The sequence below is a fragment of the Methylobacterium crusticola genome, assembly GCF_003574465.1.
Taxonomy (GTDB): domain Bacteria; phylum Pseudomonadota; class Alphaproteobacteria; order Rhizobiales; family Beijerinckiaceae; genus Methylobacterium; species Methylobacterium crusticola.
This window is the reverse complement of the sequence record NZ_QOWC01000124.1, coordinates 1-25,467: the sequence shown is the minus strand read 5'-3', so window position 1 is coordinate 25,467 and position 25,467 is coordinate 1. Positions and strand designations below refer to the sequence as shown.

General features: G+C 73.8%; 27 protein-coding genes. 13 read left to right on the top strand and 14 right to left on the bottom strand.

Features of this window, described 5'->3' with window-relative positions:
* Nucleotides 1-1,085: sensor histidine kinase (locus DT057_RS24800; RefSeq protein ID WP_203236365.1), on the top strand; the 1,085-nt coding region annotated here is incomplete at its 5' end.
* On the top strand, nt 1,082-1,771 hold the full coding sequence (locus tag DT057_RS24795) for a response regulator transcription factor (protein WP_128564771.1): 690 nt from the start codon (nt 1,082-1,084) through the stop codon (nt 1,769-1,771). The genes DT057_RS24800 and DT057_RS24795, both read left to right, overlap by 4 nt.
* Nucleotides 1,772-2,025: 254 nt before the next feature.
* Here the strand turns inward: DT057_RS24795 and DT057_RS24790 are convergent, their stop codons facing one another.
* From DT057_RS24790 to DT057_RS24745, 10 genes are all read right to left on the bottom strand, one after another.
* Nucleotides 2,026-2,607 carry a response regulator gene (locus tag DT057_RS24790; protein WP_128564770.1) on the bottom strand — a complete coding sequence of 194 codons (582 nt, stop codon included), beginning with the start codon at nt 2,605-2,607 and terminating at the stop codon, nt 2,026-2,028.
* A gap of 246 nt (nt 2,608-2,853) precedes the next feature.
* Complete coding sequence (locus DT057_RS24785) at nt 2,854-3,324, bottom strand: hypothetical protein (RefSeq protein WP_128564769.1); 471 nt, start codon at nt 3,322-3,324, stop codon at nt 2,854-2,856.
* A 102-nt stretch (nt 3,325-3,426) separates the two neighbouring features.
* Nucleotides 3,427-3,720 carry a hypothetical protein gene (locus DT057_RS24780; RefSeq protein WP_128564768.1) on the bottom strand — a complete coding sequence of 98 codons (294 nt, stop codon included), beginning with the start codon at nt 3,718-3,720 and terminating at the stop codon, nt 3,427-3,429.
* Nucleotides 3,721-4,250: 530 nt separating this feature from the next.
* Nucleotides 4,251-5,036 carry an SDR family NAD(P)-dependent oxidoreductase gene (locus DT057_RS24775; RefSeq protein ID WP_128564767.1) on the bottom strand — a complete coding sequence of 262 codons (786 nt, stop codon included), beginning with the start codon at nt 5,034-5,036 and terminating at the stop codon, nt 4,251-4,253.
* A 10-nt stretch (nt 5,037-5,046) separates the two neighbouring features.
* Nucleotides 5,047-5,760 carry an ABC transporter ATP-binding protein gene (locus tag DT057_RS24770; protein ID WP_128564766.1) on the bottom strand — a complete coding sequence of 238 codons (714 nt, stop codon included), beginning with the start codon at nt 5,758-5,760 and terminating at the stop codon, nt 5,047-5,049.
* A 3-nt stretch (nt 5,761-5,763) separates the two neighbouring features.
* On the bottom strand, nt 5,764-6,531 hold the full coding sequence (locus tag DT057_RS24765; RefSeq protein ID WP_128564765.1) for an ABC transporter ATP-binding protein: 768 nt from the start codon (nt 6,529-6,531) through the stop codon (nt 5,764-5,766).
* Nucleotides 6,531-7,610 (bottom strand): branched-chain amino acid ABC transporter permease, encoded by a 1,080-nt coding sequence (locus DT057_RS24760; protein ID WP_128564764.1) that lies wholly within the window; start codon nt 7,608-7,610, stop codon nt 6,531-6,533. Before DT057_RS24760 ends, DT057_RS24765 begins: the two co-directional genes overlap by 1 nt.
* On the bottom strand, nt 7,607-8,509 hold the full coding sequence (locus DT057_RS24755) for a branched-chain amino acid ABC transporter permease (RefSeq protein ID WP_128564763.1): 903 nt from the start codon (nt 8,507-8,509) through the stop codon (nt 7,607-7,609). The genes DT057_RS24760 and DT057_RS24755 overlap by 4 nt, the downstream gene beginning before the upstream one ends.
* 34 nt (nt 8,510-8,543) lie before the next feature.
* Nucleotides 8,544-9,818, bottom strand: a complete 1,275-nt coding sequence (locus DT057_RS24750) for an ABC transporter substrate-binding protein (protein ID WP_128564762.1) — start codon at nt 9,816-9,818, stop codon at nt 8,544-8,546.
* Nucleotides 9,819-10,057: 239 nt separating this feature from the next.
* Nucleotides 10,058-10,891, bottom strand: coding sequence for a 2-keto-4-pentenoate hydratase (locus tag DT057_RS24745; protein ID WP_128564761.1), 834 nt, complete (start codon nt 10,889-10,891; stop codon nt 10,058-10,060).
* A gap of 208 nt (nt 10,892-11,099) precedes the next feature.
* Here DT057_RS24745 and DT057_RS24740 point away from each other — a divergent pair, with 208 nt between their 5' ends.
* The 9 genes from DT057_RS24740 to DT057_RS24700 all read left to right on the top strand — a co-directional run bounded on the left by DT057_RS24740 (nt 11,100) and on the right by DT057_RS24700 (nt 20,387).
* Nucleotides 11,100-12,221 carry an alpha/beta hydrolase gene (locus tag DT057_RS24740; protein ID WP_238314127.1) on the top strand — a complete coding sequence of 374 codons (1,122 nt, stop codon included), beginning with the start codon at nt 11,100-11,102 and terminating at the stop codon, nt 12,219-12,221.
* Nucleotides 12,222-12,285: 64 nt separating this feature from the next.
* On the top strand, nt 12,286-13,287 hold the full coding sequence (locus DT057_RS24735) for an asparaginase (protein ID WP_128564760.1): 1,002 nt from the start codon (nt 12,286-12,288) through the stop codon (nt 13,285-13,287).
* 302 nt (nt 13,288-13,589) lie between these two features.
* The gene (gene tsaA, locus DT057_RS24730) at nt 13,590-14,102 is read left to right on the top strand and encodes a tRNA (N6-threonylcarbamoyladenosine(37)-N6)-methyltransferase TrmO (protein ID WP_128564759.1); all 513 of its coding nucleotides are present in this window, start codon (nt 13,590-13,592) and stop codon (nt 14,100-14,102) included.
* A 144-nt stretch (nt 14,103-14,246) separates the two neighbouring features.
* Nucleotides 14,247-15,152 carry a quinoprotein relay system zinc metallohydrolase 2 gene (locus DT057_RS24725; protein WP_128564774.1) on the top strand — a complete coding sequence of 302 codons (906 nt, stop codon included), beginning with the start codon at nt 14,247-14,249 and terminating at the stop codon, nt 15,150-15,152.
* A gap of 449 nt (nt 15,153-15,601) precedes the next feature.
* Nucleotides 15,602-17,404, top strand: a complete 1,803-nt coding sequence (gene xoxF5 / locus DT057_RS24720; RefSeq protein ID WP_128564758.1) for a lanthanide-dependent methanol dehydrogenase XoxF5 — start codon at nt 15,602-15,604, stop codon at nt 17,402-17,404.
* 152 nt (nt 17,405-17,556) lie between these two features.
* A complete protein-coding gene (locus DT057_RS24715; protein ID WP_269153116.1) occupies nt 17,557-18,168 on the top strand; it encodes a c-type cytochrome, methanol metabolism-related in 612 nt (203 codons plus the stop codon).
* Complete coding sequence (locus tag DT057_RS24710; RefSeq protein WP_128564772.1) at nt 18,168-19,088, top strand: substrate-binding domain-containing protein; 921 nt, start codon at nt 18,168-18,170, stop codon at nt 19,086-19,088. The genes DT057_RS24715 and DT057_RS24710 overlap by 1 nt, the downstream gene beginning before the upstream one ends.
* A complete protein-coding gene (locus DT057_RS24705) occupies nt 19,085-19,621 on the top strand; it encodes a rhodanese-like domain-containing protein (protein ID WP_238314125.1) in 537 nt (178 codons plus the stop codon). The genes DT057_RS24710 and DT057_RS24705 overlap by 4 nt, the downstream gene beginning before the upstream one ends.
* Before the next feature lie 61 nt (nt 19,622-19,682).
* The gene (locus DT057_RS24700) at nt 19,683-20,387 is read left to right on the top strand and encodes an SDR family oxidoreductase (RefSeq protein ID WP_128564756.1); all 705 of its coding nucleotides are present in this window, start codon (nt 19,683-19,685) and stop codon (nt 20,385-20,387) included.
* A 29-nt stretch (nt 20,388-20,416) separates the two neighbouring features.
* Here DT057_RS24700 and folK read toward each other — a convergent pair whose 3' ends face one another.
* Genes folK through folP form a run of 3 tightly spaced genes read right to left on the bottom strand, consistent with a single transcriptional unit; the run spans nt 20,417 to nt 22,035 of the window.
* Complete coding sequence (folK, locus tag DT057_RS24695) at nt 20,417-20,896, bottom strand: 2-amino-4-hydroxy-6-hydroxymethyldihydropteridine diphosphokinase (RefSeq protein WP_128564755.1); 480 nt, start codon at nt 20,894-20,896, stop codon at nt 20,417-20,419.
* On the bottom strand, nt 20,889-21,254 hold the full coding sequence (gene folB / locus DT057_RS24690) for a dihydroneopterin aldolase (RefSeq protein WP_128564754.1): 366 nt from the start codon (nt 21,252-21,254) through the stop codon (nt 20,889-20,891). Before folB ends, folK begins: the two co-directional genes overlap by 8 nt.
* Nucleotides 21,255-21,258: 4 nt before the next feature.
* Nucleotides 21,259-22,035, bottom strand: coding sequence for a dihydropteroate synthase (folP, locus tag DT057_RS24685; RefSeq protein ID WP_203236366.1), 777 nt, complete (start codon nt 22,033-22,035; stop codon nt 21,259-21,261).
* 270 nt (nt 22,036-22,305) lie between these two features.
* On the opposite strand from folP, the gene DT057_RS24680 reads away from it, so the two are divergent.
* Nucleotides 22,306-23,100 (top strand): quinoprotein dehydrogenase-associated SoxYZ-like carrier, encoded by a 795-nt coding sequence (locus DT057_RS24680; protein ID WP_128564752.1) that lies wholly within the window; start codon nt 22,306-22,308, stop codon nt 23,098-23,100.
* Nucleotides 23,101-23,149: 49 nt separating this feature from the next.
* Here DT057_RS24680 and DT057_RS24675 read toward each other — a convergent pair whose 3' ends face one another.
* Nucleotides 23,150-23,722, bottom strand: a complete 573-nt coding sequence (locus tag DT057_RS24675) for a polysaccharide biosynthesis/export family protein (RefSeq protein ID WP_128564751.1) — start codon at nt 23,720-23,722, stop codon at nt 23,150-23,152.
* Nucleotides 23,723-23,925: 203 nt separating this feature from the next.
* On the opposite strand from DT057_RS24675, the gene DT057_RS24670 reads away from it, so the two are divergent.
* A partial coding sequence (locus DT057_RS24670; protein WP_244937392.1) for a GumC family protein occupies nt 23,926-25,467 on the top strand: 1,542 nt, incomplete at its 3' end.

Sequence of the window (25,467 nt, the reverse complement as noted above, 5' to 3'; positions counted from 1 at the left end):
AGATCGCCCTGATGCTGAAGCTGCGCGTCGTCGTGCTGCTGCCGGAGGAGGGGGGCATCGCCGTCAAGGCCGGCTATCCCCCCGAGGACGCGATCGACGCGGCCGACGTCGCGGCCGCCAAGTGGGCCTTCGACCACGGCCGCGCCGCCGGGCGCGGCGCCGACACCCTGCCGGGCGCCAGGCGGCTGTTCCTGCCCCTGCGCACCGGGCGGGGCATGGTCGGCGTCGTGGGCATCGACGCCGACAAGCCCGGGGCCCTCCTCACGCCCGACCAGCGCCGGCTCCTCGACGCGCTCGCCGACCAGGGCGCGCTCGCCATCGAGCGCGTCCACCTCGTCGAGGACCTCGACCGGGCCCGGCTGTCGGCCGCGACCGACCGCCTGCGCCAGGCCCTCCTCACCTCGATCTCGCACGACCTCAAGACGCCGCTCTCGGCGGTGCTCGGGGCGGCGACGACGCTGCGCGACCTCGGCCCGTCCCTGCCCCGGGAGGCCGAGGCCGAGCTGCTCGCCACGGTGATCGACGAGGCCGAGCGGCTCAACCGCTTCATCGCCAACCTCCTCGACATGACCAGGCTCGAATCCGGGGCCGTCGCCCCGAACATGGCGCCCCACGACCTCGGCGAGATCGTCGGCACGGCCCTCGAGCGGGCGGGCAAGATCCTCGGGACGCACCGCGTCGCGGTCGCACTTCCGGCCGACCTGCCGGCCCTCACCCTCGACGCCGTGCTGATGGAGCAGGTGCTGTTCAACCTCCTCGACAACGCCGCGAAGTACGCCCCCGCGGGCAGCGCCGTCCGGGTCCGGGGCTGGCGCGAGGGCGGGACGGTCCACCTGCAGGTGCTGGACGAGGGCGACGGCATCCCGCCTGGCGACGAGGAGCGGATCTTCGACAAGTTCTACCGGGCCCGGAAGGGCGACCACGTCCGGGCCGGCACGGGCCTCGGCCTCGCGATCTCCCGCGGCTTCGTCGAGGCCATGGGCGGCCGGATCACCGCCGGCAACCGCGCCGACGGCCCGGGCGCGGTGTTCACCGCGAGTTTTCCGGTGCCGGCGCGGCAGGCCGTCCTGGACACCGCCGCATGAGCGCCGGGCCCCGCATCCTGGTGATCGACGACGAGCCGCCGATCCGCAAGCTCCTGCGCATGGGCCTGTCGAGCCAGGGCTACGACGTGGCCGAGGCGCCGAACGGCAAGGCGGGCCTGCGGATGCTGGCCGAGGAGCGGGTCGACCTCGTGATCCTCGACCTCGGCCTGCCGGACATCGGCGGGCACGACCTCCTGCGCCGGATCCGCGAGGCGGCCCCGGACCTGCCGGTGATCGTCCTGTCGAGCCGGGGCGACGAGGGCGGCAAGGTCGAGGCCCTGGATCTCGGGGCCGACGACTACGTGACCAAGCCCTTCGGCATGAACGAGCTGCTCGCCCGCATGCGGGCGGCCCTGCGCCACCAGCTCGCGCAGGGCGGCGAGCGGCCGGTCTTCCGGGTCGGGGACCTCTCCGTCGACCTCGTGCGCCGGATCGTCCGGATGGCCGACCGCGAGGTGAAGCTCTCGCCCAAGGAGTACGACTTCCTGCGCGAGCTCGTGCAGCACGCCGGCAAGGTCCTCACCCACGCCCACCTGCTGCGGGAGATCTGGGGTCCTTCGGCGGACACGCAGTACCTGCGGGTCTACGTCCGGCAGCTGCGCCAGAAGATCGAGCCCGACCCGGAGCGCCCGCGCTACATCCTGACCGAGACCGGCGTCGGCTACCGCCTGCGCGCCCCGGACTGACGCCTCATGGACCTCGCGGATCTCCTGGCTCGCGACCACGTCGTCGCCTGCGCGGCGCGCCGGCCGCGGGACCCCGCCGTGGTCCGGGCCCTGCGGGAGGCCCGCGACGCGGCCGGTCTCCACGCCCGCCTGACGGGGGCCCCTTTGAGCGCCGCGCCCGTTCCGCTCGGGCCGGCGGCCGCCGTCAGCCTTCGTCCCGGCGCCCGGCCGGCGAACCGATGCCGCGGCGTCGGGCCTCGCCCTCGCGCACGGCCCTAGCGCACGGGCAGGTCGGGGTGGCGGACGGCGTGGTCGACCTGCACCAGCACGTCCAGCGCCCGCCAGGGCTTCTGGAGGTAGACGACGTCGCCCGGCAGCGCGCCCAGGCGCTCGCCCGCCTGGCCGGAGGTCACCACGAGGCGGATGCCCGGCCAGAGCTTCTGCACCGCCCGCGCCAGGTCCACGCCGTCGAGGGAGCCCGGCAGGCGCACGTCCGTGAACATCATGGCGACGTCGCCGCCGCGGTCCTTCAGCAGGGCGATGGCCTCGTCCCCGGTCGCGCAGGTGACCACGTCGAGCACCGTCTCCTCGAGGAGCGCCACGGCGAGCTCGCGCATCGCCGGATCGTCCTCCACCACGAGGACGAGCTGGGTGGGCCGGCCCCGCACGCCCTCGTCGGCGCCCACGCTGCCGTGCTCCCGCTCCAGGAGCAGGGTGGCGAGCTCCCGCAGCCGGTCCGGCATGGCCTGCTCGTGGGGGACCCCGAGCGCCTCCAAGAGCCCCTGGGCGACGCCGTACCCGACGGGCCCGACCCATTCGTCCTCCAGGCCGCGATAGACGAAGTTCGCATGGCGCATGACGCCTCCCATTCCCGGGATGGCCGCGCCGCCACGCCCCGGGCCCCTGCTTAATCCATGTTGACATCCACGTAGGGGGAATAATGCGGGCCGCATTTGGTTTCACCGCGACCGCACGAGAAACTGCCTGAAAATTGCAACGCCCGCGATCCTGTGGGGCCCGTCCGATCCCGGCCGCCGGGGTGAGCGGCGCGGACCGGGGCCTGCTTCAGAGGGCGCGCCGGTGTCACAGGGCGCAGGGCGGCCTCACGCGCAGCCGCCCGCGTGCGTCGCGGCGGGCGTCGAGACCGGCGCGTCCCCGGTCCTTGCCGGCAGCGCGGCCTCCGTCGCCTCGCGCCGCGCGAGCAGCGCCTCGAGGGCCGCGTTGGTGGCGGCGTCGGCCGCCGCCGCGGCGAGCTCGAACGCCGCGAGGGCGTAGGTCTCGGCACCGTCGGCCCGGTCGTTCAGCCGGCGCAGGCTGCGATCCTCCCGCCCCTGCGCGGCGTCCCCGAGGGAGCGCTTGCCCTCGGTCCACGCCGTCACGCGCGCGCTCGCGGCCGCGATGGCGGAGCGGCGGCCGTGGATGCGCTGCGCGACCAGGACGATCTGGCTCTCGATGCGGTGGCGCGACGTGTCGGACGTGCCCGAGCCGTTGGACTTGAGGGCTTCGAGCCGGCGGTCGATGCCGTGAAGCTTGATCCGCAGCGCGTCGCACAGGCGGTCGATGGGCTCGCACATTCGTCTGCCTTCATGGATCGTGGCCCCGGCCCGGTGCGGGCTCCCAGCCCGACGCGGGCTCCTGGCGCGGGCGACGCGCCGGGGCGGGCCTTGGCTTTGCGCCTAGACCAGGCTGATCTCGGCCGTGGGCAGCCCTTGCGGATCCGACAGCACGACGTCGATGGGGGGCTGGTCCGCCCGGTCGATCCGGGCCGAGCCGGCCTCGAAGGCGTGCATCAGGGCCCGGGCATCCCCCTCGATCTGGCCGCTGTTGCGGTGCGCGGCGCGGCCGACATAGGTCTCGACCTCGTAGCTCACCGGGCCGAGGCTTCGCGCGCCGCCGTCGACCGAGAGCTGCCCACGGCCGCGCATGGAGCCCGTGTACTTCAGGGCGTTCCTGTTGCCTAACCACGTCATGGCGCCGGGCCTCCGTCTCGTCACACCAGGCACCCGGCGACGATCTCGCCGCGTGCAGGAGATCGCCTCACTTCTTGGCGTTCACGTCGTGGTTGGCCCCGAAGATGCGGCGCTTGATCATCGACAGGAACAGCTGCATCGAGGTTTCGCCCGGCCTCTTTCGCACGGGAAGATCGGTCGGCATTTCTCTCTCCTGATGACGTTGCGCGGGTCGGACGACGCGTCAGAGCTTCGGCACGCCCGTGACGGAAAGCGGCAGAGCGCGCGTGCTGCCGCGGCGCCCAGCCCGGATCGCACCCGCTTCCGGGGCGGAAGCGGGCCGCGGGTCGTCTGGAAAAGCCAACGATATCATGGCCATGATCCTGAATATCGGCAAAATATCATATTATGTCATAAGTAAAATGGGATATCTGAATCGTATTTCAAGGCGGAGAGACGAGAAATAGTGCGAGATACTTTCACCTGCGCGGCGGCCGCCGGCGCGCTCCGGGCCCGCGCGGGCCCGGAGCGCGGCCGGGGCGGGCCGGCGCTCAGCGGGCCGGGCGGACCCCGCCGTAGGTCGAGAGGTGCGCCCCGGCGAGCCAGCCCGCATCCACCGGCAGGTTGATGCCGGTGATCGCCGCGGCGTCGTCCGAGAGCAGGAAGGCGACGCCGCGCCCGACCTCCTCCGGCTCCACCATGCGGCCGAGGGCCGCCGCCTCGGTGAGGAGGCGCGGGTCGCGCTGGCCGCGCTCCATGGCGGCCCGCAGCGGGGGCGTGGCGACGTAGCCCGGCGACACCGCGTTGACCCGCACGCCCGAGCGCCCCCACTCGGCGGCGAGGCAGGCCGCCATGTGGACCACCGCCGCCTTCGAGGGCGCGTAGGCGTGCAGCGGCGCGGTGCGCGAGGCGGTGACCGAGCCCGTGATGACGATGCCGCCGGCGCCGCGCCGGGCCATGCGGGTCCCGGCCGCCAGGCAGGAGACGTAGACCCCGCGCAGGTTGACGGCGATGATCCGGTCGAACTCGGCGAGCGGCCGCTCCTCCGGGCGGCCGCCGGGCTGGATCAGCCCGGCATTGGCCATCAGCGCCTCCACGGGGCCGAGGCGCGCCTCGATCGCGTCGAGGGCGGCCTGCGTGGCGGCCTCGTCGACGACGTCGAAGGCGACCGGCTCGGCCTTGATCGGGCCCGCCGCCGCCGCGCAGGCGTCGGCGTCGAGGTCGGAGATCACGACCCGCCAGCCCCGGGCGGCGAGCACGCCGGCGGTGGCGAGCCCGATGCCGCTCGCCCCGCCGGTGACCACCGCGACCCGTCCGCGTCCTTCGTCCCGTTCCATGTCCGGCCCCCTATACGGCGAGGTAGCGCTGCGTGACCGCCGCGTTCGCACGCAGCTCCGGGATCGTCCCCCGGTAGACGACCTCGCCCTTGTCCACGACCGTGGCGTGGGTCGCGATGGCGAGGCAGAAGTGCATGTTCTGCTCCGCCAGCAGGATGGTGACCCCCATGCCCCGCAGGGTGCGGATCAGCGCGCCGATGGCCTGGACGACGAGGGGCGCCAGGCCCTCGCTCGGCTCGTCGAGGAGCAGGATGTCGGGGTTGCCCATCAGGGTGCGGGCGATGGTGAGCATCTGCTGCTCGCCCCCCGACAGGCGCCCGGCCATGCGGGTGCGCAGGCCGGCGAGGAGCGGCAGCACCTCGTAGACCCGCGCGAGGGTCCAGTGCGCCTCGCCGCGGGGTCCGCGCTTGGCGCCGACCAGGAGGTTGTCCTCCACGGTGTGCTCGGGAAAGACCTGGCGGTCCTCCGGCACGTAGCCGATGCCCGCGCGGGCGATGCGGTAGGGCGGGCGGCCCGACACGGTCTCGCCCGACAGGATCACCCGGCCGCGCCGGGGCGGCGCGAGGCCCGCGATGGCCTTGAAGGTGGTGCTCTTGCCGGCGCCGTTCCGGCCGAGGAGCGCCATGGTCTGGCCCTTCTCGACGGCGAGGTCGACGCCGAACAGGATCTGGCTCGCGCCGTAGAAGACGTCCGCGCCCCGGACCTCCAGCATGGCCCCCGCCACGGCTCAGGCCTCCCCGAATGCGGCGGAGAGCTGGTGGTCGGTGCCGAGATACGCGTCGATCACGTCCGGGTTGCGCCGGATCTCGTCGGGGGTGCCCTGCGCCAGGACGGCGCCGTACTTCAGCACGTGGACCGCCTGGGCGATCCTGAACACGATGTCCATGTCGTGCTCGATGAACAGCACGGTCATCCGCTTCAGCTCCCAGAGGCGCTGGACCCGCCCGATCATGCGCCAGCGCTCGTCCGGGCCCATGCCGGCGGTGGGCTCGTCGAGGAGCAGCACCTTCGGCTCGAGGGCGAGCGCCAGCCCGATGTCGAGGAGCTTCTGGTCGCCGTGCGAGAGGTTGCGCGAGAGCACGCGCGCCTGGCCCGACAGCCCCATCAGCTCCATCACCTCCTCGACCCGCGCCCGCGCGTCCGGCAGGGGGAAGCGCGCCAGGACGCGCCAGGATTGCCGGCGGCGGGAGGCCACCGCCGCCGCGAGCGCCTCCTCCACCGTGAGGGTCGGGAACAGGGACGCGACCTGGAAGGCCCGGGTCATTCCGCGCCGCACCACCTCCAGGCTCGACAGGCCGACGAGGTCGGCGCCGTCGAACAGCACCCGGCCGGCATCGGGCCGGATGTGGCCCGAGATCAGGTTGAAGAACGTGGTCTTGCCGGCGCCGTTGGGCCCGATGATCGCGGTGAGCGAGCCGTCGGGGAAGTCGATCGAGACGTCCCGGGTCGCCCGCACGCCGCCGAAGGACTTGGACAGGTGCTCGACCCGCAGCATCAGGTGGTCCCCTTCCGGACCCCGTCGAGCCGGACCTCGCCGGGGCCCCGCGCCGCCTCGGCGCGCGCCGAGGCGGTGGGCGCCGAGGCGGCGCGCGCCGAGGCGGCGCGGGCGGCCCGGCGCTCCCCGAGATGCTCGTGCACGAAGTCGGCGACGCCCCGGCGCAGCCCGAGCACGATCACCAGGATGACGGTGCCGAGCACGAGGCCGTGGTGCTCGGTGTAGACCGTGACGTAGTGGTTGAGGGTCTGGAGGAGCAGCGCGCCGACGAGGGGGCCGAGGAAGAGCTGCGTGCCCCCCAGCATGATCATGAAGATCGCCTCGCCGGAGGTGGTCCAGAAGCCGAATTCCGGGTAGGCGCCGGAGACGAACAGGGCCAGGATGATGCCGCCGACGCTCGCCATGGCGCCGGCCAGCACGAAGATGCCGAGCTTCATGCGCAGCACGTCGAGCCCCAGGAAGGCGGCCCGGGCCGGGTTGTCGCGGATCAGCCGCAGGCTGTAGCCGAAGGGCGATTGCGTCACCTGCCGCATGATGCCGAGGCAGGCCACGAACAGCACGGCGCAGACCCCGTAGAGCGTGCCGGCCTGGCCGAGGTCGAGCCCGAGGAAGGGCGGCCGCGGGATGCCCCCGCGCAGGCCCTGGTCGCCCCCGGTCAGGCTCACCCAGGTCAGGATGACGCTGTGGATGAACATCTGGAACGCCAGGGTGATGAAGGAGAAGTAGATCGCCTTCAGCCGCACGCAGATGGCCCCGATGACGAGGGCGAGCAGGGCCGTGCCGGCCACGGCCGCCAGCATGGCGAGGGGGAGCGAGACCCGCCCGGACTGCATCAGCAGGCCGAACGCGTAGGCGCCCGAGGCGAAGTAGGCGGCGTGCCCGAACGAGACCAGGCCGGTGAGCCCGACCAGGAGGTTGAGCGACATCGCGAGCAGCCCGTACGCGATGGTGTAGATCAGGAAGTCGCGCAGGGCCGGCTGGGGAAACAGCAGCGGCAGGACGAGCAGGACCGCCAGCAGGGCGAGCCCCGCGAGGGCGTCGCGCAGGAGGCCGGGCCGCAGGAGGCCGGGCCGCCTCATGCGGCCTCCCGGCCGAGGAGGCCGCTCGGCTTCAGCATCAGCACCAGCGCCATGATGGCGAACATGGTCCCGTCGACGAAGAGCGGGAAGCCGATCGCCCCGAAGGCCCGGGTGAAGCCGATCAGGAGCGCGGCCAGGAACGCCCCGGCGATGGAGCCCATGCCGCCGATCACCGTGACGATGAAGCTCTCGATCAGGATCGAGAGGCCCATGCCGGGGGTCAGGGTGCGGATCGGGGCGGCGAGCGCCCCCGCGACGCCGGCGAGCAGGCTGCCGAGGCCGAACACGCCGGCGTAGAGCAGCGTGGTGTTGATCCCGAGCGCGCCGACCATCTGCGGGTTGATGGCGAGCGCCCGCACGATCTTGCCGGTGCGGGTCCTGTTGATGCCGAGCCAGAGGGCGAGGCCCGCGGCCAGCGCCATGCCGACCATGAACAGGTAGTAGGCCGGGATGAAGCCGCCCGCGACCTCGACGGGCGGGGCCGCGAAGGCCTCGGGCATGCCCATCAGGCGGTACTCGCCGCCGTAGAGGATCTTCACCCCGTCGTCGAGGATCAGGATCACGGCGTAGCAGACGAGGAGCTGCATCAGCAGGTCGCGCCCGTAGACCCGGCTCATGATCAGCCGCTCGAAGGCGACGCCGACGGCCGCGACGCCGAGGGCGCCCGCCGCCAGGGCCGCCAGGAAGCTCCCGGTCAGCGTGTAGGCCGAGAAGGCGAAGTAGGCGCCCAGCATGTAGAAGGCGCCGTGCGCGAAGTTGATCACCCCGAGCACGCCGAAGATCAGCGACAGCCCGGCCGCCACCAGGAAGAGCAGCGTGCCGACGATCAGGCCGGTGGAGACCTGGGTGACGGCGCAGGACGCCGACGCCACGCAGGCGGCGAGAGCCTCGAGGTTCAAGGCGACCTCCGGGTCGGGCGTGCCGGGAGGAGGCTCACGCGTACCCCTTCGCTTTCTTCCACTGCGCCTCGAGCTCGAGGATCTTGCCCCAGTCGTCCTGCGCGAAATCCTCGACGAAGGGCGCCTTCGGCACGGTGCGGCCCCAGGCCACCGGGTAGCCCACGATGGTGTGGTCGGTGTCCCGCATGGTGATGGCCTCCGCGACCGCGAAGGGCGAAGCGAGCGTCATGCCCTTGAGCGTGGCGGCGAGCGCCGCGCCTTCGGTGCGCCCGCCGGTGCGCTTGAGCGCCTCGGCGATGAACTGGCAGGCGAGGTAGGTCTGCCAGGCCCAGTTGGTGGGCTCGTGGTTGGCGATCCTGGCGAACCCGTCCGCGAAGGCCGCGTTGGCGGGCTTTCCCGGGTAGTTGCGGTTGTAGCGGTAGGCGGTGTTGAGGCCGGGCGGCAGCTGCTTGATCGCGGTGAGCACCGGCGGATCCCCGAGCCCGCCCGAGAAGAAGCCCACGTTGGCGAACAGGCGGTAGAGGTTGCCCTGCTCGATGAAGGCCACGAGGTCGCCGCCCCACAGGGCCGAGTACATCGCCTGCGGCTTGACCTGCAGCACCTTGGTGATGCTCTCGGTGTAGTCGGGTGCGAACAGCTTCGGCCAGACCTGATCGACGACCTCGATCGAGGGCTCGAAGAGCTTGGTGAACTCGAGGAACTCCGCGGTGTTGTCGCGGCCGTAAGCGTAGTCGGGCGAGCACGTCATCCAGCGCCGGAGGCCCTTCTCCCTGGCGATCTTCGCCGCGTAGGTGCCGCCCGCCACCGCGTCGTGGATGCCCTGGCGCGCGCACCGGAAGGCGGTCTTCACGTGCAGCTTCGGGTCGGCGGAGAGCGAGGAGGTCTCCGAGCAGGTGTGCAGGCACAGGACCGGCAGGTCGCGGATCACCTCGTGCACCGCGAAGGCGCCCGACGAGGCCTCGCCGTCGATGATGATCTCGCAGCCGTCGTTGTTGATGAGGTCGCGGGTGACCTTGGCGGCCTCGTCCGGGCGGCCCTTGGAGTCGCGCTCGACGAGCTCCAGGGGGCGGCCGGCGATGCCGCCGGCCTCGTTGATCTGCCGGAAGGCGAGCTGCACCGCGGCCCGCGCCGAGGTGCCCAGGATCGCGACGCGGCCCGACAGGATGGTGGGCATGCCGATCCGCAGGACCTTGGCCTGGGCGCCCGCGATGTGGGGAAAGCCCGTGATGGCCGCGCCCGCGGCGAGGCCGCGCAGTACCTGCCGCCGGCCCAGGACGCGGCCCGGCCCGCCGCTGCTCTCGGTGTCCATGTCGTCCCGTCCCTAGGCTCGTACCCCGGGTGTTGCCCCGGTGGGGTTTCAACGCGTTTTTCGTGTGCGCTGACAATTGGATCGCGGCGATCCACGAGGATCGCCGAGATCCTCAGGCATGCCCGCGGCCGAGTCAACGCCGTCCCGCCGCCAGGTCGACGCCGTGCGCCCGGGGCGGGAGGAGGGGCGCTGGGCGGGAGGAGGGGCGCCCGGGCGTCCGCCCCGGGAGCCGGGCGGGATCAGGACAGCGCGACGGCGATGACCGCCAGGGGCAGCCCGTCGAGCCGGGTGCTCCAGCGCTCGCCCGCCGCGACCGGGAGCGCCCGGGTGAGCGTGCCCGTCGAGACGATCTCGCCGGGGGCGAGCGGCGGGCTCGCCGGATCGGCCGCGAGCCCGTCGACGAGGTGGCGCAGGGCGCTGAGCGGCCCGCCCCCGAGGACGTTCCCGGCCTGGCCGCGATCCGCCTCGGCGCCGTCGCGCAGCAGCGTGATCCGGAAGCGCGCGAGGGCGTCGAACCAGGCGTCGGCGGCATCGGCCGTGACCGCGGCCGGCGGCCCGAGGAGCAGGGCCCCGTGCAGGCCGAACGCCGCGACGGTGTCGGCGGCCGCGAAGCGCCAGCCGGGGAAGAGCGACTGCACGATCTCGAAGCCGTGCGCGACCCACTCCACGCAGGACAGTAGCGCCCGCTCGTCCATGCCGGGCGCGGGGGCGCGGCCCAGGCCGAACACGATCTCCGGCTCGATGCGCGGCTCGACCACGCCAGCGAGGCCGAAGGAGCCGGCCCGGTCGGCGAGGCGGTGCAGGGTGGTGTCGTAGACGTAGCCCCAGATCGGGGCGTCCACGGCGTACTCGGCCCAGATCGAGGTGTTGGTGAAGCCGACCTTGCGCCCGACGACCCGCTCGCCGCGGGCCTCGCGCAGGCGCCGGACCGACGCGGCGACCCGGTAGGCCTCGCCCAGGGTCAGGCCGCCGCCGCGCCCCACCGGCGACGGGATCTGGCGGCGCCCGTCGAGGGCCGAGAGGACCGCGCGGGCGGTCTCGTCGGCGAGGCTGTCCGCGATCGTGCCCGCCATGCTCTCTCCTCCGCGATCCGGGCCGCAACGACCCCGTAGCAGAACACCCCGGCCGGCGCCGGGGTCCCGCGCCGCCGCGGCCCGCGTCCCGGCCGCGCGGGCGCCGGGCCGGGGCGCGGCGGCGGGCGGGCGCCGCGGGGGCGGCTTGACATCACGCGCGGGTTTCACCCATGCTTCCAAGCCGATCCGGCAAGCCTCTGACGGGACAATGCTTTCTCAGACAGCCCGAGCGCCGGCCCGCCGTGTACTACGCCGCGGCGCGGGACGCGGCCGGCGCCGCTTCGGATCGCCGGGCCCGGCGATCCGTCCCCTGCTGCTCCTGCTGCTCCTCGCCGGCGCCGCGGGCGCGGCCGACGAGACGGCCCCGCACCGGCGGCCGGTGGCGGTGGTGGCCGACCAGAGCCTCGAGGTGGCGCCCGGCGCCCGCCTGCGGCTGTTCGCGTCCGCCGACCTCGACCGGCCGCAGCCCGACGTCACCCGGGCGGTGATCGTGCTGCACGGCCGCCTGCGCGACGCCGCCGTGTACTACGCCGCGGCGCAGGCGGCGCGGGACGCGGCCGGCGCGGACGGGGCCGGGGCCCTGCTGGTGGTGCCGCAATTCCTCGCCGAGGCGGACTGGGCCGGCCACCGCCTCCCCGCGGACGTGCTGCGCTGGACCCTGGAGGGCTGGCAGGGGGGCGAGGACGCCCTCGGGCCGCAGGCCCTGAGCTCCTTCGACGCCCTCGACGCCGTCCTGCGCCGGCTGTCGGACCGCGGGCGGTTCCCGCACCTGCGCCGCGTCGTGGTCGCCGGGCACTCGGGCGGCGGGCAGGTGGCGCAGCGCTACGCCGTGCTGTCGCGGGCCGGCGCCGCCCTCGCGGCGGCGGGCGTGGACCTGCGCTACGTCGTCGCCAACCCGAGCAGCTACGCCTACTTCACGGCCGAGCGGCCCGGGCCCACGGCCGGCTGCGCGGGCTTCGACCGCTGGAAGTACGGCATGGGCGACCTGCCGCGCTACGCCGGCGGCGCGGGCCCGGCGGCGCTCGAGGCCGCCTACGTGGCCCGGCCGGTGACCTACCTGCTCGGCGGGCGCGACACCGACCCCCGCCATCCGGCCCTCGACACGACCTGCATGGCCGAGGCGCAGGGGCCGAACCGCCTCGCCCGCGGGCAGGCCTACGTGGCCGCCCTGCGGGCCCGGCACCCCGACCTCGGCCAGCCCCTCCACGTCGTGCCGGGAATCGGTCATGACGGGGCCCGGATGCTGGGCTCGGCGTGCGGCCTCGCGGCCCTGTTCGACGCGCCCGGATGCGCGCCGGAGCCGGGGCCGGGGCGCGCGCCCGGACCCTGAGGCGGCGGGTCCCGCACCTGGCCCGGCCAGAGCCGAGGGACGCGGGCGAGACGAGGACGACAGCATGACGAACCGAGCGAAGGTGGCCTTCATCGGCACGGGGGGCACGATCTCGTCGGTGGGCCGGGATTCCCTCGACCTCATCGACTACACGGCGACCGGGCAGCGCCTCGAGGCCGGCGCCATCCTCGACCGGGTGCCCGAGGCGCGCGCCGTCGCCGACCTCGTGGCGGTGCCGTTCCGGACCGTGACGAGCCCGGGCATCGGCTTTTCCGAGTGGCGCGAGCTCGTCGGCCTGTGCGAGCGCCTGGCGGGCGAGCACCCGGACCTCGCCGGCATCGTGATCGGCCACGGCACCGCCACCCTGGAGGAGACCGCCTACGCGCTCGGCCTCACGCTCACGGTGGACCTCCCGGTGGTGCTCGTGGGCGCGCAGCGGCCGATCAGCGCCCTGTCGGGCGACGCGGGCATGAATCTGGTGGCGGCCATCCGCACGGCGGCGGCGCCGGCGTCCCGCGGCCGGGGCGTCCTGGTCGTGCTCAACGACGAGATCCAGGCCGCCCGCGAGGTGACGAAGACCTCGGTGGCGCGGCTCCAGACCTTCCGGACCCCGGATTTCGGAATCCTCGGCCAGGTCGACGGCGCCGCGGTGCACTACTACCGCCGGCCCGAGCGGCGCCACGCCCCCGGCACGCCGTTCGACATCCGCGCCCTCGCGGCCCTGCCCCGGGTGGACGTGTCCTACGCCTATGCGGACGCGGACGGCACGGCGGTGCGGGCCTTCGCGGCCGCCGGGGCCCGGGGCCTCGTCTCGGCGGGCCTCGCGCCCGGGATGACGCCCCCGGCGGAGGCCGACGCCCTGGCGCAGGCGGTCGCCGCCGGCATCGTGGTGGTGCAGTCGACGCGGGCCGGCAGCGGCGTGGTGCCGGTGACGACGCGGCTGGCCGAGCGCGGCATCCTGAGCGCCGACAACCTCACGCCGCAGAAGGCCCGCATCCTGCTCGCCCTCGCCCTCACGGTGACGCGCGAGCCCGGCGCCATCGCGGAGATCTTCGCGACCTACTGACCGGCGCCCCCCGGCGGGCAGGGGCCGGACACACTTCGTCACACGCTCCACATCATCGCGCAACGAACCCGGCTTAGGCGTGGGGGACCGCCGGGGCCCCGCCCCGGCGCGGACCAGCGGGCCGGGCGATCCGCCCCCCAGCAGCCCGGCCCGCTGCGACGCGCCTCGTGCCGCGGCCGTCCCCCGCGAGGCCCGCCTCGCCGCCGGGGCGGACGGCGCCATATGAGGGGGCCGGTGCGCGCGCCGGGAGGGAGCATCATGAGCCGGAACACCGGGGCCCCGCCCGGGCGAGGGGGCGGCGCATGGTCCGCCTGAACGAGATCCGGGCGGGCGAGGTCGCGGTCGAGGCGCCCACCGCCGCCGATGCGGGCCTCGTCTTCGTCGGCCGCATCCGAACGCCCTGGACCGATCGGCTCGCCTGCCCGCGCCAGGGCCGGAGCGACGGGCCGACCTGCCGCATCGAGGTGTTCGCCCCCTGGCGGGAGGCCCTCGACGGGGTCGCGCTCTACGCCCGCCTCGAGGTGCTCTACTGGCTCCACCTCTCGCGGCGCGACCTCGTGCGCCAGAGCCCCGCGAGCGACGGGGTGGCGCGGGGCACCTTCAGCCTGCGCTCGCCGGTGCGGCCGAACCCGATCGGCACCAGCATCGCCACCCTGGTGCGGGCCGAGCCGGGCCTGCTGCACGTGCGTGGGCTCGACTGCCTGGACGGCACGCCGCTCCTCGACATCAAGCCGGACCGCAGCCTGTTCACGCCGCTCGCCCCGCCCCAGCCCGGCGACGCGCAGGCCGGGGACCCGCCGCGCCCGGGCGGGTAGGTGCCGCGGGCGGACAGGTCCCGGGGGCCGGCAGGCGCACGGGCGGAGGCGCGGGTGTGTGGACGGATGGGCAGGCGCTCGCGACGGCAGGGCGGACGGCACGCGGGAGCGCTCCCGCGCTGGCTCTGCGCCGCGCTCCTGGGCATGGCTCCGGCCGCCGCCGGGGAGGCCTCGGGGGCGGCGCCGGACGCGGCGGTCGCGCCCCTGCCGGTGCAGGAGGTCGCGCCCGGGGTCTTCGTCTACGCCGCGCCCTACGCGCTCGCCGGGCGGGACAATGCCGGGGCGATCGCCAACGTGGGCTTCGTGGTCGGGCGCGAGGCCGTCGCGGTGATCGACACCGGCGGCAGCCTCGCGGCCGGGCGGCGCCTGCTGGCGGCCCTGCGGCGGACGACCCCACTGCCGGTCCGCTACGTGATCAACACCCACGTGCATCCCGACCACCTGCTGGGCAACGCCGCCTTCCTGGGCGAGGGGGCGACCTTCGTGGGCCACCGCGCCCTGCCGGACGCCCTGGCGGCCCGGGCCGAGAGCTACCTGCGATCGAACGCGGCCCTCGTCGGCCCGGATTTCGCCGGCACCCGGATCGTGCCGCCGACGCGCCTCGTCGAGGCCAGCCTCGATCTCGACCTCGGCGGCCGCCGCCTGCGCCTCGAGGCCTGGCCGACCGCCCACACCAACAGCGACCTCACGGTGCGCGACGAGGCCACCGACACCTGGTTCCTGGGCGACCTCCTGTTCGTCGGCCACGTCCCGGCCCTCGACGGCCGGCTCGCCGGGTGGATCGCGGTGCTGCGCCGCCTGCGCGAGCGGCCCGCCGCCCGGGTGGTGCCCGGGCACGGCCCGGCCGCGGTGCCCTGGCCCGCGGCGGCGGGGCCGATCGACCGCTACCTCGCGGCGCTCGCCGCGCAGGTGCGCGCCATGGTGAGGGACGGGCGGCCGATCGGGGAGGCCGGCCGGGCCGTGCCGGACGAGGCCCGGGACTGGGCCCTGTTCGGGGACTTCAACGCCCGCAACGCCACCGCCGCCTACCAGGAGCTCGAGTGGGAATGAGCCGCCGGGGACGACCCGGCAGCGGCCCGGTGCCGCAGCGGGCGCGCACGTATTCGTTGCGGACGAGACGAATGGGCTCTACACAAGTAGTTGATGTTGCAATGCACAATTTTCATGTTGCTCAGCAACACAGAGCGGATTTCATACTTTAGTTATCGTTTTCGACCTCCCGGAGTGCGGTGATGCCGCGGCGCCGCGTGTTGACGCCGCCGGTTTTTCTCTTAGAGTTCCTTCAAGCTTCGGTTTCAACGGTGCCGCCAGGGGAAGGCGGTGGTCGGTTCGCAGACACGGCAACGCCCTCGCGGCATGCGGTCGCCAGCCCGGCTGGCACGCAGGTCCGGTTGTGACACGCTGCCGAAGCTCAAAGCTCCCCAAGCGCAAACAGCAGGTACCGTCCTGACACGTCCCAACCCGAGGCGTGCAGCGGAATACACCTGTCGGAGGAATCCATGAGAGCGGTCCATCTCCTAGCGGTGAGTGCTGGCATCCTCGGCGTCGCGCCGGCCTTGGCGAACGAGGACGTCCTGAAGCGGTCCGGGAACCCGGCCGAGCAGGTGCTCCAGACGGTCGACTACGCCAACACCCGCTACTCCAAGCTCGACCAGATCAACACCGGCAACGTCGCCAAGCTGCAGGTGGCCTGGACCTTCTCCACCGGGGTGCTGCGCGGCCACGAGGGCTCGCCCCTGGTGGTGGGCGACATGATGTACGTGCACACGCCCTTCCCCAACATCGTCTACGCCCTCGACCTCAGCCAGGACGGCAAGATCGTCTGGAAGTACGAGCCCAAGCAGGACCCGAACGTCATCCCGGTGATGTGCTGCGACACGGTCAACCGCGGCCTGGCCTACGCGGACGGCGCGATCTTCCTGCACCAGGCCGACACCACCCTGGTGTCGCTCGACGCCAAGTCCGGCAAGGTCAACTGGTCGGTCCAGAACGGCGACCCGAAGGTCGGCGAGACCAACACCGCCACGGTGATGCCGGTCAAGGACAAGCTGATCGTGGGCATCTCGGGCGCCGAGTACGGCATCCGCGGCCACGTCACGGCCTACGACCTCAAGACCGGCAAGCAGGCCTGGCGGGCCTACAATGTCGGTCCGGACGCCGAGATGAAGATCGACCCGGAGAAGACCACGGAGCTGGGCAAGCCGGTCGGCAAGGACTCGTCGATCAAGACCTGGGAAGGCGACCAGTGGAAGACCGGCGGAGCCTCGACCTGGGGCTGGTACTCCTACGATCCGAAGCTGAACCTCGTCTATTACGGCACCGGCAACCCCTCGACCTGGAACCCGAAGCAGCGCCCGGGGGACAACAAGTGGTCGATGACGGTGTTCGCGCGTGACGCCGACACCGGCATGGCGAAGTGGGTCTACCAGATGACGCCCCACGACGAGTGGGATTACGACGGCATCAACGAGATGATCCTGACGGATCAGAAGATCGACGGGAAGGAGCGCCCGCTCCTGACGCACTTCGACCGCAACGGCTTCGGCTACACGCTCGACCGCGCCACCGGCGAGCTCCTCGTCGCCGAGAAGTTTGACCCCGCCGTCAACTGGGCCACGAAGGTCGACCAGGACAAGTCCTCGAAGACCTACGGCCGCCCGCTCGTGGTCGCCAAGTACTCGACCGACCAGAACGGCGAGGACACGAACTCGAAGGGCATCTGCCCGGCGGCGCTCGGCTCCAAGGACCAGCAGCCGGCGGCCTACTCGCCCAAGACCAACCTGTTCTACGTGCCGACCAACCACGTCTGCATGGACTACGAGCCGTTCCGGGTGACCTACACCCCGGGCCAGCCCTACGTCGGGGCGACCCTGTCGATGTACCCGGCGCCCAACAGCCACGGCGGCATGGGCAACTTCGTCGCCTGGGACGGCACCGCCGGCAAGATCAAGTGGTCGCTGCCCGAGCAGTTCTCGGTCTGGTCGGGCGCGCTCGCCACGGCCGGGGACGTGGTCTTCTACGGCACGCTGGAAGGCTACCTGAAGGCGGTCGACGCCAAGACGGGCAAGGAACTCTACAAGTTCAAGACCCCGTCGGGCATCATCGGCAACGTGATGACCTACCAGCACAAGGGCAAGCAGCACGTCGCGGTCCTGTCGGGCGTCGGCGGCTGGGCGGGCATCGGCCTCGCGGCCGGGCTCACCGACCCGAACGCCGGCCTCGGCGCGGTGGGCGGCTACGCGGCCCTGTCGAACTACACCAACCTCGGTGGCCAGCTCACGGTCTTCAACCTGCCGAACTGATCGGCCGGCGGCCTGAGACACCAAGGACACTCGACCTAAGTCCGGGCCGGCGCGGGTTCCCGCGCCGGCTCCCTCATGATTAGATGGTTCTTCAGGATGGCTGCCCATCATTGTCTGCGCGAGCCGTCCCAAGAGTCAGGGAGAAACGTCCGTTGCTTGACCTCAGCAAAGCTGTTCTGCGGCCGCTCGTGGCCGGCCTCGCCCTAGCAACCCTCGCGCTGGTTGCCGTACATGCTGAGGATGCCAAGACCGCCGACCCGTCCCTCGCCAACCAGCTCAACCCGAACGACAAGACCGCGGAGCCCGACCCGAAGCTCCTGGCCAAGGACGCCGCCGTGAAGGTGGAGGACGGCAAGTACGCGGACGCCGAGGGCCACCCGACCTTCCGCATCACCGATGCCGGCAAGAAGGTCGACTGGTACACCTACTCGGGCTACCGCCGCTACCACGCCGAGTGCCACGTCTGCCACGGCCCCGACGGCATGGGCTCGACCTACGCGCCCGGCCTCAAGGATTCCCTCAAGTACCTCTCCTACGAGGAGTTCGTCGGCATCATCGCGGGCGGCAAGCAGGACGTGAACGCATCGTCCCAGAAGGTCATGCCGGCCTTCGGCGACAACAAGAACGTCATGTGCTACGTCGACGACATCTACGTCTACCTGAAGGCCCGGGCCGCCGGCGCCTGGGGCCGCACGCGGCCCGGCGACAAGGAGGACAAGCCGGAGGCGGCGCGCAAGCAGGAGAAGGAGTGCCTGGGCGGCTGATGGCGCGGCTCTCCCTCCGGGGGGCCAGCGCCCCCCTCGTCGTCGCCGGCCTCGCCGCGGCGGGGCCGGGGCCGGGCGCGCGTGCGCAATCCCTGCCCGACCTCGTCACCCCCGACGTCCTGCGGGTCTGCGCCGACCCGGGCAACATGCCGTTCTCCGCGCGCCGGGGGGACGGGTTCGAGAACCGCATCGCGGCGATCCTCGCCGACGAGCTCAAGGTCAAGGTCCGGTCCTACTGGCTGACGCAGGGACCGGGCTTCGTGCGCAACACGCTGGGCACCGGCCTGTGCGACGTCATCGTCGGCTCGGCCTTCGGCAGCGAGCTCGTGCAGCACACCAACCCGTACTACCGCTCCGCCTACACCCTGGTGTCGCGCCGCGGCGAGCTCGCGGGCGTGACGCAGCTCGACGACCCGCGCCTGAAGGGCCGCAGCATCGGCGTCATCGCCGGCACGCCGCCGGTCAACCGCATGGGGGAGGTGGGGCTCGTCGGCACGATGCGGCCCTACGCGCCCTACCAGTTCGATCCGGGCCGCAAGCACCAGACCGTCTCGGCCGAGATCGTGGCGGACGTCGCCGCCGGGACGATCGACGCCGCGATCCTGTGGGGGCCGGCCGCCGGATGGCTGGCGCGGGAGAGCGCCGTCCCGCTCGACGTGGTCCCGCTCCTGCGCGAGCCCGACCGCCCCCCGCTCGCCTACCGCATCGCCATGGGCGTGCGCCACGGCGAGAACGAGTGGAAGCGCACCCTCAACACCGCCCTGCGCAAGCGCCGGGCCGAGATCGCGCAGGTGCTGCGCGACTACGCCGTGCCGCTCCTCGACGAGGAGGAGAACCGGCTGCTCCCGGCGGAGGCGGCGCCCGCCGGCGACGCGGCCGGGGAGGCGGGCCCGACGCGGCCCGCGGATCCGCGGCCGTGAGGGCCGCGGCCCTGGCGCTCGCCGCGCTCCTCGCGGCGGCCGGTGCCCGGGCCGAGGCGCCGCCCGAGCCGGAGGGCTACCGCGGGGAGAATTTCCGCGCGCCCACGCCCGCGACGCTGCGCGGCGCCACGGTGGTGACCACGCCGGAGGCCGAGGCGCTCTGGCGCGCGGGCGCGGCCTTCATCGACGTGCTGCCGCTGCCGCCGCGCCCGCGCGCGCTCCCGCCCGGCACGCTCTGGCGCGACCCGCCCCGCGACAGCATCCCGCGGGCGCACTGGCTCGCCAACACGGGCTTCGGCGCCCTGGCGCCGGGGACGGAGGCCGACTTCCGGCAGGGGCTCGCGGCCGCCGCCGACGGGGACCTCGACGCGCCGCTGGTCTTCTTCTGCCTGCGGGACTGCTGGATGTCCTGGAACGCCGCCAAGCGTGCCCTCGCGTACGGCTACCGGCGCGTGCACTGGTACCCGGAGGGCACCGACGGCTGGGGCGAGGCCGGCCTGCCCCTGGAGCGCGCCCGCCCGACGGCGCCCTGACTCGACGCCGGGGCCTCCGCCGTGCCATCCCGGCCCCGACGGGCTGGCCGGGGAGGGCACCATGACGGTCGAGAAAGTCGCCATCGTCACCGCGGGCGGGAGCGGCATGGGGGCCGGCGCGGCCCGCAGGCTCGCGGCGGACGGGTTCCGGGTCGCGATCCTGTCGTCGTCCGGCAAGGGCGAGGCGCTCGCCGCCGCGCTCGGCGGGATCGGGGTCACCGGCTCCAACCAGTCGGCCGACGACGTCGCGCGGCTGGTGGAGCGGACGATGGAGCGCTTCGGCCGGGTCGACGTCCTGGTCAACAGCGCGGGGCACGGGCCGCGCGGGCCGCTCCTCGACCTCGCGGACGAGGACTGGCACCGGGGCCTGGAGGTGTACTTCCTGAACGTGGTGCGGCCGACCCGCCTGGTGACGCCGATCATGCAGGCCCAGGGCGGCGGCGCGATCATCAACATCTCGACCTTCGCGGCCTTCGAGCCCGATCCGGCCTTCCCGACCTCCGGGGTGTTCCGGGCGGGGCTCGCCTCGTTCGCCAAGCTGTTCGCGGACCGCTACGCCGCCGACAACGTCCGCATGAACAACGTCCTGCCGGGCTTCATCGACAGCCTGCCCGAGAAGCCCGGCATCCGCGAGCGCGTGCCGATGGGACGCTACGGCCGGACGGAGGAGATCGCCGCCGTGGTGGCCTTCCTGGCCTCGGAGGGCGCCGGCTACATCACCGGCCAGAACCTGCGGGTCGACGGCGGCATCACCCGGTCGGTGTAGGGCGCGCGCCGGTCCCGGCGCGGGCCGCGTCAGGGCGGCACCGGCACGATGCCGGCGCGGTCGAGCTTCGCCAGGGCCGCCCGCACCGTCTCGCCGCCGATGACGAGTTCGGGGGCGATCTCCGCGAGGGGCACGAGCACGAAGGCGCGCTCGCGCACGAAGCGGTGGGGCAGCACCAGGCGCGCGTCGCTCACGGCGGCGCCCGCGTAGTGCAGGACGTCGATGTCGATGATCCGCGGGCCCCAGCGGCGCGCCCGCACCCGGCCGAGGCGGGCCTCGACGGCGAGGCAGGCCTCCAGCAGGGCGTGGGGGTCGAGGGCGGTCTCGACCGCGAGGGCGGCGTTGAGGAACCAGTCCTGCTCGGTGTCGCCCCAGGGCGGCGTGCGGTAGTCCCGCGAGCGGGCGGTGACGCGGATGCCCGGCGTCGCCGCGAGCGCCGCGGCGGCGCGCGCCAGCATGGCGGCCTTGTCGCCGAGGTTGCTGCCCAGGCCCAGATAGGCCTCAGCCACGGCGGGTCCTCGTGACCTCGACCGCCACGCCGTCGAGGACCAGCGGCACCGGCGCGCCGGGCTTGTCGACCCGCACGGTGATCGCCGCGAGGGCCGGGAAGGCCGCGAGCGCCTCCGCCGCGATGGTCTCGGCCAGGGCCTCGATGAGCCGGAAGCGCCGCTGCGTCGCGATGGCGTGGCTCAGGGCCGCGAGGTCGGCGTAGCTCACGGTCGCCGCGATGTCGTCCCGGCGCCCGGCCTCGCCGAGGTCGAGCCGGGCCTCCAGGGAGAGGTAGAAGCGCTGCCCGAGGGTGTTCTCCTCGGGCAGCACGCCGTGATGGGCGAAGACCGCGAGGCGGTGGATCAGGATCCGGTCCACGGCCTCACGCTCCCGGGCGGCGCGTGATCGCGTCGACGACCTGGCAGGCCTCGACGTGGGGGCGCACGTCGTGGACCCGCACGATGTCGGCGCCGCGCGCGGCGGCCACGACGTGGGCCGCGATGGAGCCGAACAGCCGGTCGGCCGGCGCCGTCGCGGCGTTGTGGATGCGCCCGAGCACGGACTTGCGCGAGACGCCGACGAGGACCGGGAAGCCGAGGGCCCGCAATTCGGGCAGGCGCCGCAGGGCCTCCAGGTGCTGCTCCCAGCTCTTGCCGAAGCCGATGCCGGGATCGAGCACGATGTCGCGGTCCGCGATGCCGGCCCGGCGGGCGATCACGAGGGAGCGCTCGAAGAAGCGCCGCATCTCGTCCACGATGTCGAGGCCGGCATCCACGCTCTCGCGGTTGTGCATCACCACGACCGGGGCGCCGTGATGGGCCGCCACCGCGGCGATCTCGGGCTCGCGCTGGAGCCCCCAGACGTCGTTGACGATCCGGGCGCCGGCCCTGAGGGCCGCCTCGGCCGTCGCGGCCTTGTAGGTGTCGATGGAGACCGGGACCGCGAGGGCGGGGGCGAGGGCGGCGATCACCGGCAGCACCCGCGCCTGCTCCTCCTCGGCCGAGACCGGGCTGTGGCCGGGCCGGGTCGATTCGCCCCCGACGTCGAGGAGCGCCGCGCCCTCCTCCACGAGGCGCGCGCCCTGGGCCCGCGCGGCCTCGGGGTCTTGGAAGCGCCCGCCGTCCGAGAACGAATCCGGCGTGACGTTCAGGATGCCCATCACCAGCGTGCGGCGCCCGAGATCCGGCAGCAGGGCTTCGAGGGCGGAGGCGGGCGACGTCGTCACGCAGGGTCCTTCCGGGCGCGGAGCGTGCCGGCCGGGATAGGCCGGACGGACGCCGCGCGCAACGCCCCGGGCGGCCGGTCCCGCTCCGGCGGGCCGGCGCGAAGGCGCGCCCGATCAGCGGCTTATCCTGGCGCGCGGGCGGGCGCGCCCCTACATTGGTCCGGGATCGGGAGGCCGTCGGTCGGCCCGGGACGGGAGAGCGCGATGAGGGCACCAGCGTGGCTGCCGGTTCTGGCCGGGCTCGCGCTCGCCGGGGCGGCGACGGCGGGACGCGCCGCCGACGAGGCCCGGCCGGAGACCACCTGGGCCGAGCTGCGCCCGACCATCGCCGGCGCGCGCCCGGTCCTGGACGGCGCCGGGCTCCTGAGCCTGGAGGCGCCCCGGCGCGCCGAGGACGCCGCGATCGTGCCGGTGAGCGTGACGATCGCCCTCCCGGAGGGCGATCCCCGGCGGGTCACGGCCCTGACGCTCGTGGTCGACGAGAACCCCGCGCCCGTCGTCGGCACCGTGCGGTTCCCGGGCGGGCAGCGGCACTTCGCCCTCTCCACCCGGATCCGGGTGAACTCCTACTCGTACGTCCGGGCGATCGCCGAGACCGGGGACGGCGCCCTCCACATGGTCCGGGCCTACGTCAAGGCGGCGGGGGGATGCTCGGCGCCGGCCGTGAAGGACCCGGCCGACGCGCGGGCGAATCTCGGCCGGATGCGCTTCCGCGCCTTCGCGGACCGCGGCGAGGCCCAGGTCCAGATCCGCCATCCCAACAATTCCGGCCTCCAGATGGACCAGGTCACCCGGCTCTACACGCCGGCCTGGTTCGTCGAGTCGCTCGACGTGCGCCAGGGCGACCGGCCGCTGCTCACCATGACGGGCGGCATCTCGATCAGCGAGGACCCGACCTTCCGCTTCACCTACGCGGGGACGGCGGAGCCCGTGACGGTGTCGGCCCGGGACACGGAGGGGCGCGTGTTCACGCAGACCTTCCCGGCGGGCGGGAGCTGACGGCCGGGGCCCGCCCCCGGGGCCTACGGGAGGCCCCCGGGAGGCGCCGTCAGAACCAGCGCTCCTTGACCACGATGGTGTCGCCCGGCCGCACCGGGTAGGTCATCGGCACGATGCCGGCGACGAGGCCCGCCGGGCCCTCCCGGGTCAGCACCGCGTAGTCCCGGGCGGCGCGGGGGCCGAAGCCGGCCGCGATCGCCACCGCGGTCTCGACCGTCATGCCGTTGACGTAGGGGTACTGGCCCGAGGTCGTGACCTCGCCGAGGATGAAGAACGGCCGGTAGACGTCGACCTCGACGGTCACGTGCGGCTCGCGCACGAAGCCGTCGCGCAGGCGCGCCTCGATGGCCCGGGCGGCCTGGGCGGTGGTGCCGCCCGCGACCCTGACGGCGCCGATGAGGGGCAGCGCGATGCGCCCCGCGCCGTCGACCGCGTAGATGTTCGAGAGGTTGTCCTGCCCGAACACGATCACCCGCAGGCGGTCGCCGGCGGCGAGCGGGTAGGCGGGACTGATCGACCCGGTGCCGATCTCGTCGAGCAGGGCCGTGCGGTACTCGGGACGGAAGCAGCCGCCGAGGGCGAGCGTGGTCGCCAAGCCTGTGAGAAGGGCGCGTCGGTTCATCGCTTCCGGCCAGTTCGACTCCGTTCCCGAGGTCTAGGCGGACATGGTTAATGAAGTCTGACGCGGGCTGCGGCGGCGGCTCGACTTGCGTTCGTCGGGGCACGGCCGGGTCTTAACCCCCCGGCAATCTTAATGAGGTGTGATCGCCCGGCGGGCTGCTCCGGCGGCCCGCGCCCGCATGCAGTCATGACGACGGTCCGCCGATGCCCCGCGCCTCCCTCTTCCCCGACCGGATGCAAGCGGGCCTCCGGCTGCCCGAACGCGCCGCCGACCGCCGGCCCCGGCGCGGGCCCGATCCCGGGAGCGAGGGGCGCGACGGGCTCACCCTCGGCGAGGTCGGCCGGCTCCTGCGCCGGCGCTGGGCCCTGATCGCCCTGCCGACGCTCCTGGCCTTCTGCCTCGCGGTCGTCTTCGTGCAGGTCGTGCCGCCGCGCTACACCGGCGAGGCCAAGGTGCTGCTCGAGAGCCGCGACAGCGCGTTCACCCGGCCCCAGCAGGACCGGGGCGAGATCCCGGTCCCCATCGACGAGCAGGCGGTGGCGAGCCAGGTCCAGGTGGTGATGTCGCGCGACATCGCCCGCGAGGCGATCAAGCGCCTGGGCCTCGTCGGCAACCGGGAGTTCGACCCGATGGTCGACGGCCCCGGCCCGCTCCAGCGCCTGATGGTGCTGGTCGGCCTGATGCCGAACCCCCTCGAGCGCGATCCGGAGGACCGGGTGCTCGAGAAGTACTTCGAGCGGCTCCTGGTCTACCCGGCCGGCAAGTCGCGCATCCTGACGATCGAGTTCCGCTCCCGCGACCCCGACCTGGCCGCCCGGGCCGCCAACACCATCGCGGACCTCTACCTCGACTCGCTCGCCGCCGCGAAGGTGGACACCGCCCGCTACGCCTCGACCTGGCTCGGCTCGAACGTCGAGGCCCTGCGCACCCGCGTGTCGGAGGCCGAGGCCAAGGTCGAGGCCTTCCGGGCCAGGAACGGGCTCATCGGCGGCGGGACCGGCAACCAGCCCATCGGCACCCAGCAGCTCACCGAGCTGTCGACGCAGCTGATCCAGGCCCGGGCGGCCCAGGCCGACGCCGCCGCCAAGGCCAAGCTGATCAAGGAGATGATCAGGGACGGCCGCGCCTTCGAGATCCCGGACGTCGCCAACAACGAGCTGATCCGCCGCGCCGTGGAGCAGCGCATGGGGCTGAAGGCGCAGCTCGCGCTCGAGGCCCGCACCCTGCTGCCGCAGCACCCCCGGATCAAGGAGCTGAACGCCCAGCTCGCCGGCCTGGAGACCCAGATCCGCGGCGCCGCCGACCGCACCGTCCGCACCCTGGAGAACGACGCCCGCATCGCCGGCAGCCGCGTCGAGAGCCTCCAGGCCGTGGTGGATTCCCAGCGCGACGTGGTGATCAAGGGCAACGCCGCCGAGGTGCAGCTGCGCGCCCTCGATCGCGAGGCCAAGGCCCAGCGCGAGCAGCTCGAATCCTACCTCGGGCGCTTCCGCGAGGCCGCGGCCCGCGACGCCGCGAGCGCGGCGCCCGCCGACGGCCGCGTGGTCTCGCGGGCCGTGGTGCCGGACCTGCCGTCCTTCCCCCGGAAGCTGCCGATCGTCGCCTTCTCGACCGTGGTCGCCTTCCTGTTCGCGGCCGGCGCCGTCGTGGCGCGGGCGCTGCTCGCGGGCGATCCGCCCGGGCGGGGCCGGGGCCGCCCGCTGCCGGCGCTCGAGGAGGCCGACGACGTCGCCCCGCGGCCCCGC

Coding starts and splice junctions, on each gene's coding strand:
- DT057_RS24795 (WP_128564771.1), top strand. CDS start 1,082: ATGAGCGCCGGGCCCCGCATCCTGGTGATCGACGACGAGCCGCCGATC.
- DT057_RS24790 (WP_128564770.1), bottom strand. CDS start 2,607: ATGCGCCATGCGAACTTCGTCTATCGCGGCCTGGAGGACGAATGGGTC.
- DT057_RS24785 (WP_128564769.1), bottom strand. CDS start 3,324: ATGTGCGAGCCCATCGACCGCCTGTGCGACGCGCTGCGGATCAAGCTT.
- DT057_RS24780 (WP_128564768.1), bottom strand. CDS start 3,720: ATGACGTGGTTAGGCAACAGGAACGCCCTGAAGTACACGGGCTCCATG.
- DT057_RS24775 (WP_128564767.1), bottom strand. CDS start 5,036: ATGGAACGGGACGAAGGACGCGGACGGGTCGCGGTGGTCACCGGCGGG.
- DT057_RS24765 (WP_128564765.1), bottom strand. CDS start 6,531: ATGCTGCGGGTCGAGCACCTGTCCAAGTCCTTCGGCGGCGTGCGGGCG.
- DT057_RS24760 (WP_128564764.1), bottom strand. CDS start 7,610: ATGAGGCGGCCCGGCCTCCTGCGGCCCGGCCTCCTGCGCGACGCCCTC.
- DT057_RS24750 (WP_128564762.1), bottom strand. CDS start 9,818: ATGGACACCGAGAGCAGCGGCGGGCCGGGCCGCGTCCTGGGCCGGCGG.
- DT057_RS24745 (WP_128564761.1), bottom strand. CDS start 10,891: ATGGCGGGCACGATCGCGGACAGCCTCGCCGACGAGACCGCCCGCGCG.
- DT057_RS24740 (WP_238314127.1), top strand. CDS start 11,100: ATGCTTTCTCAGACAGCCCGAGCGCCGGCCCGCCGTGTACTACGCCGC.
- DT057_RS24735 (WP_128564760.1), top strand. CDS start 12,286: ATGACGAACCGAGCGAAGGTGGCCTTCATCGGCACGGGGGGCACGATC.
- tsaA (WP_128564759.1), top strand. CDS start 13,590: ATGGTCCGCCTGAACGAGATCCGGGCGGGCGAGGTCGCGGTCGAGGCG.
- DT057_RS24725 (WP_128564774.1), top strand. CDS start 14,247: ATGGCTCCGGCCGCCGCCGGGGAGGCCTCGGGGGCGGCGCCGGACGCG.
- xoxF5 (WP_128564758.1), top strand. CDS start 15,602: ATGAGAGCGGTCCATCTCCTAGCGGTGAGTGCTGGCATCCTCGGCGTC.
- DT057_RS24710 (WP_128564772.1), top strand. CDS start 18,168: ATGGCGCGGCTCTCCCTCCGGGGGGCCAGCGCCCCCCTCGTCGTCGCC.
- DT057_RS24700 (WP_128564756.1), top strand. CDS start 19,683: ATGACGGTCGAGAAAGTCGCCATCGTCACCGCGGGCGGGAGCGGCATG.
- folP (WP_203236366.1), bottom strand. CDS start 22,035: ATGGGCATCCTGAACGTCACGCCGGATTCGTTCTCGGACGGCGGGCGC.
- DT057_RS24680 (WP_128564752.1), top strand. CDS start 22,306: ATGAGGGCACCAGCGTGGCTGCCGGTTCTGGCCGGGCTCGCGCTCGCC.
- DT057_RS24675 (WP_128564751.1), bottom strand. CDS start 23,722: ATGAACCGACGCGCCCTTCTCACAGGCTTGGCGACCACGCTCGCCCTC.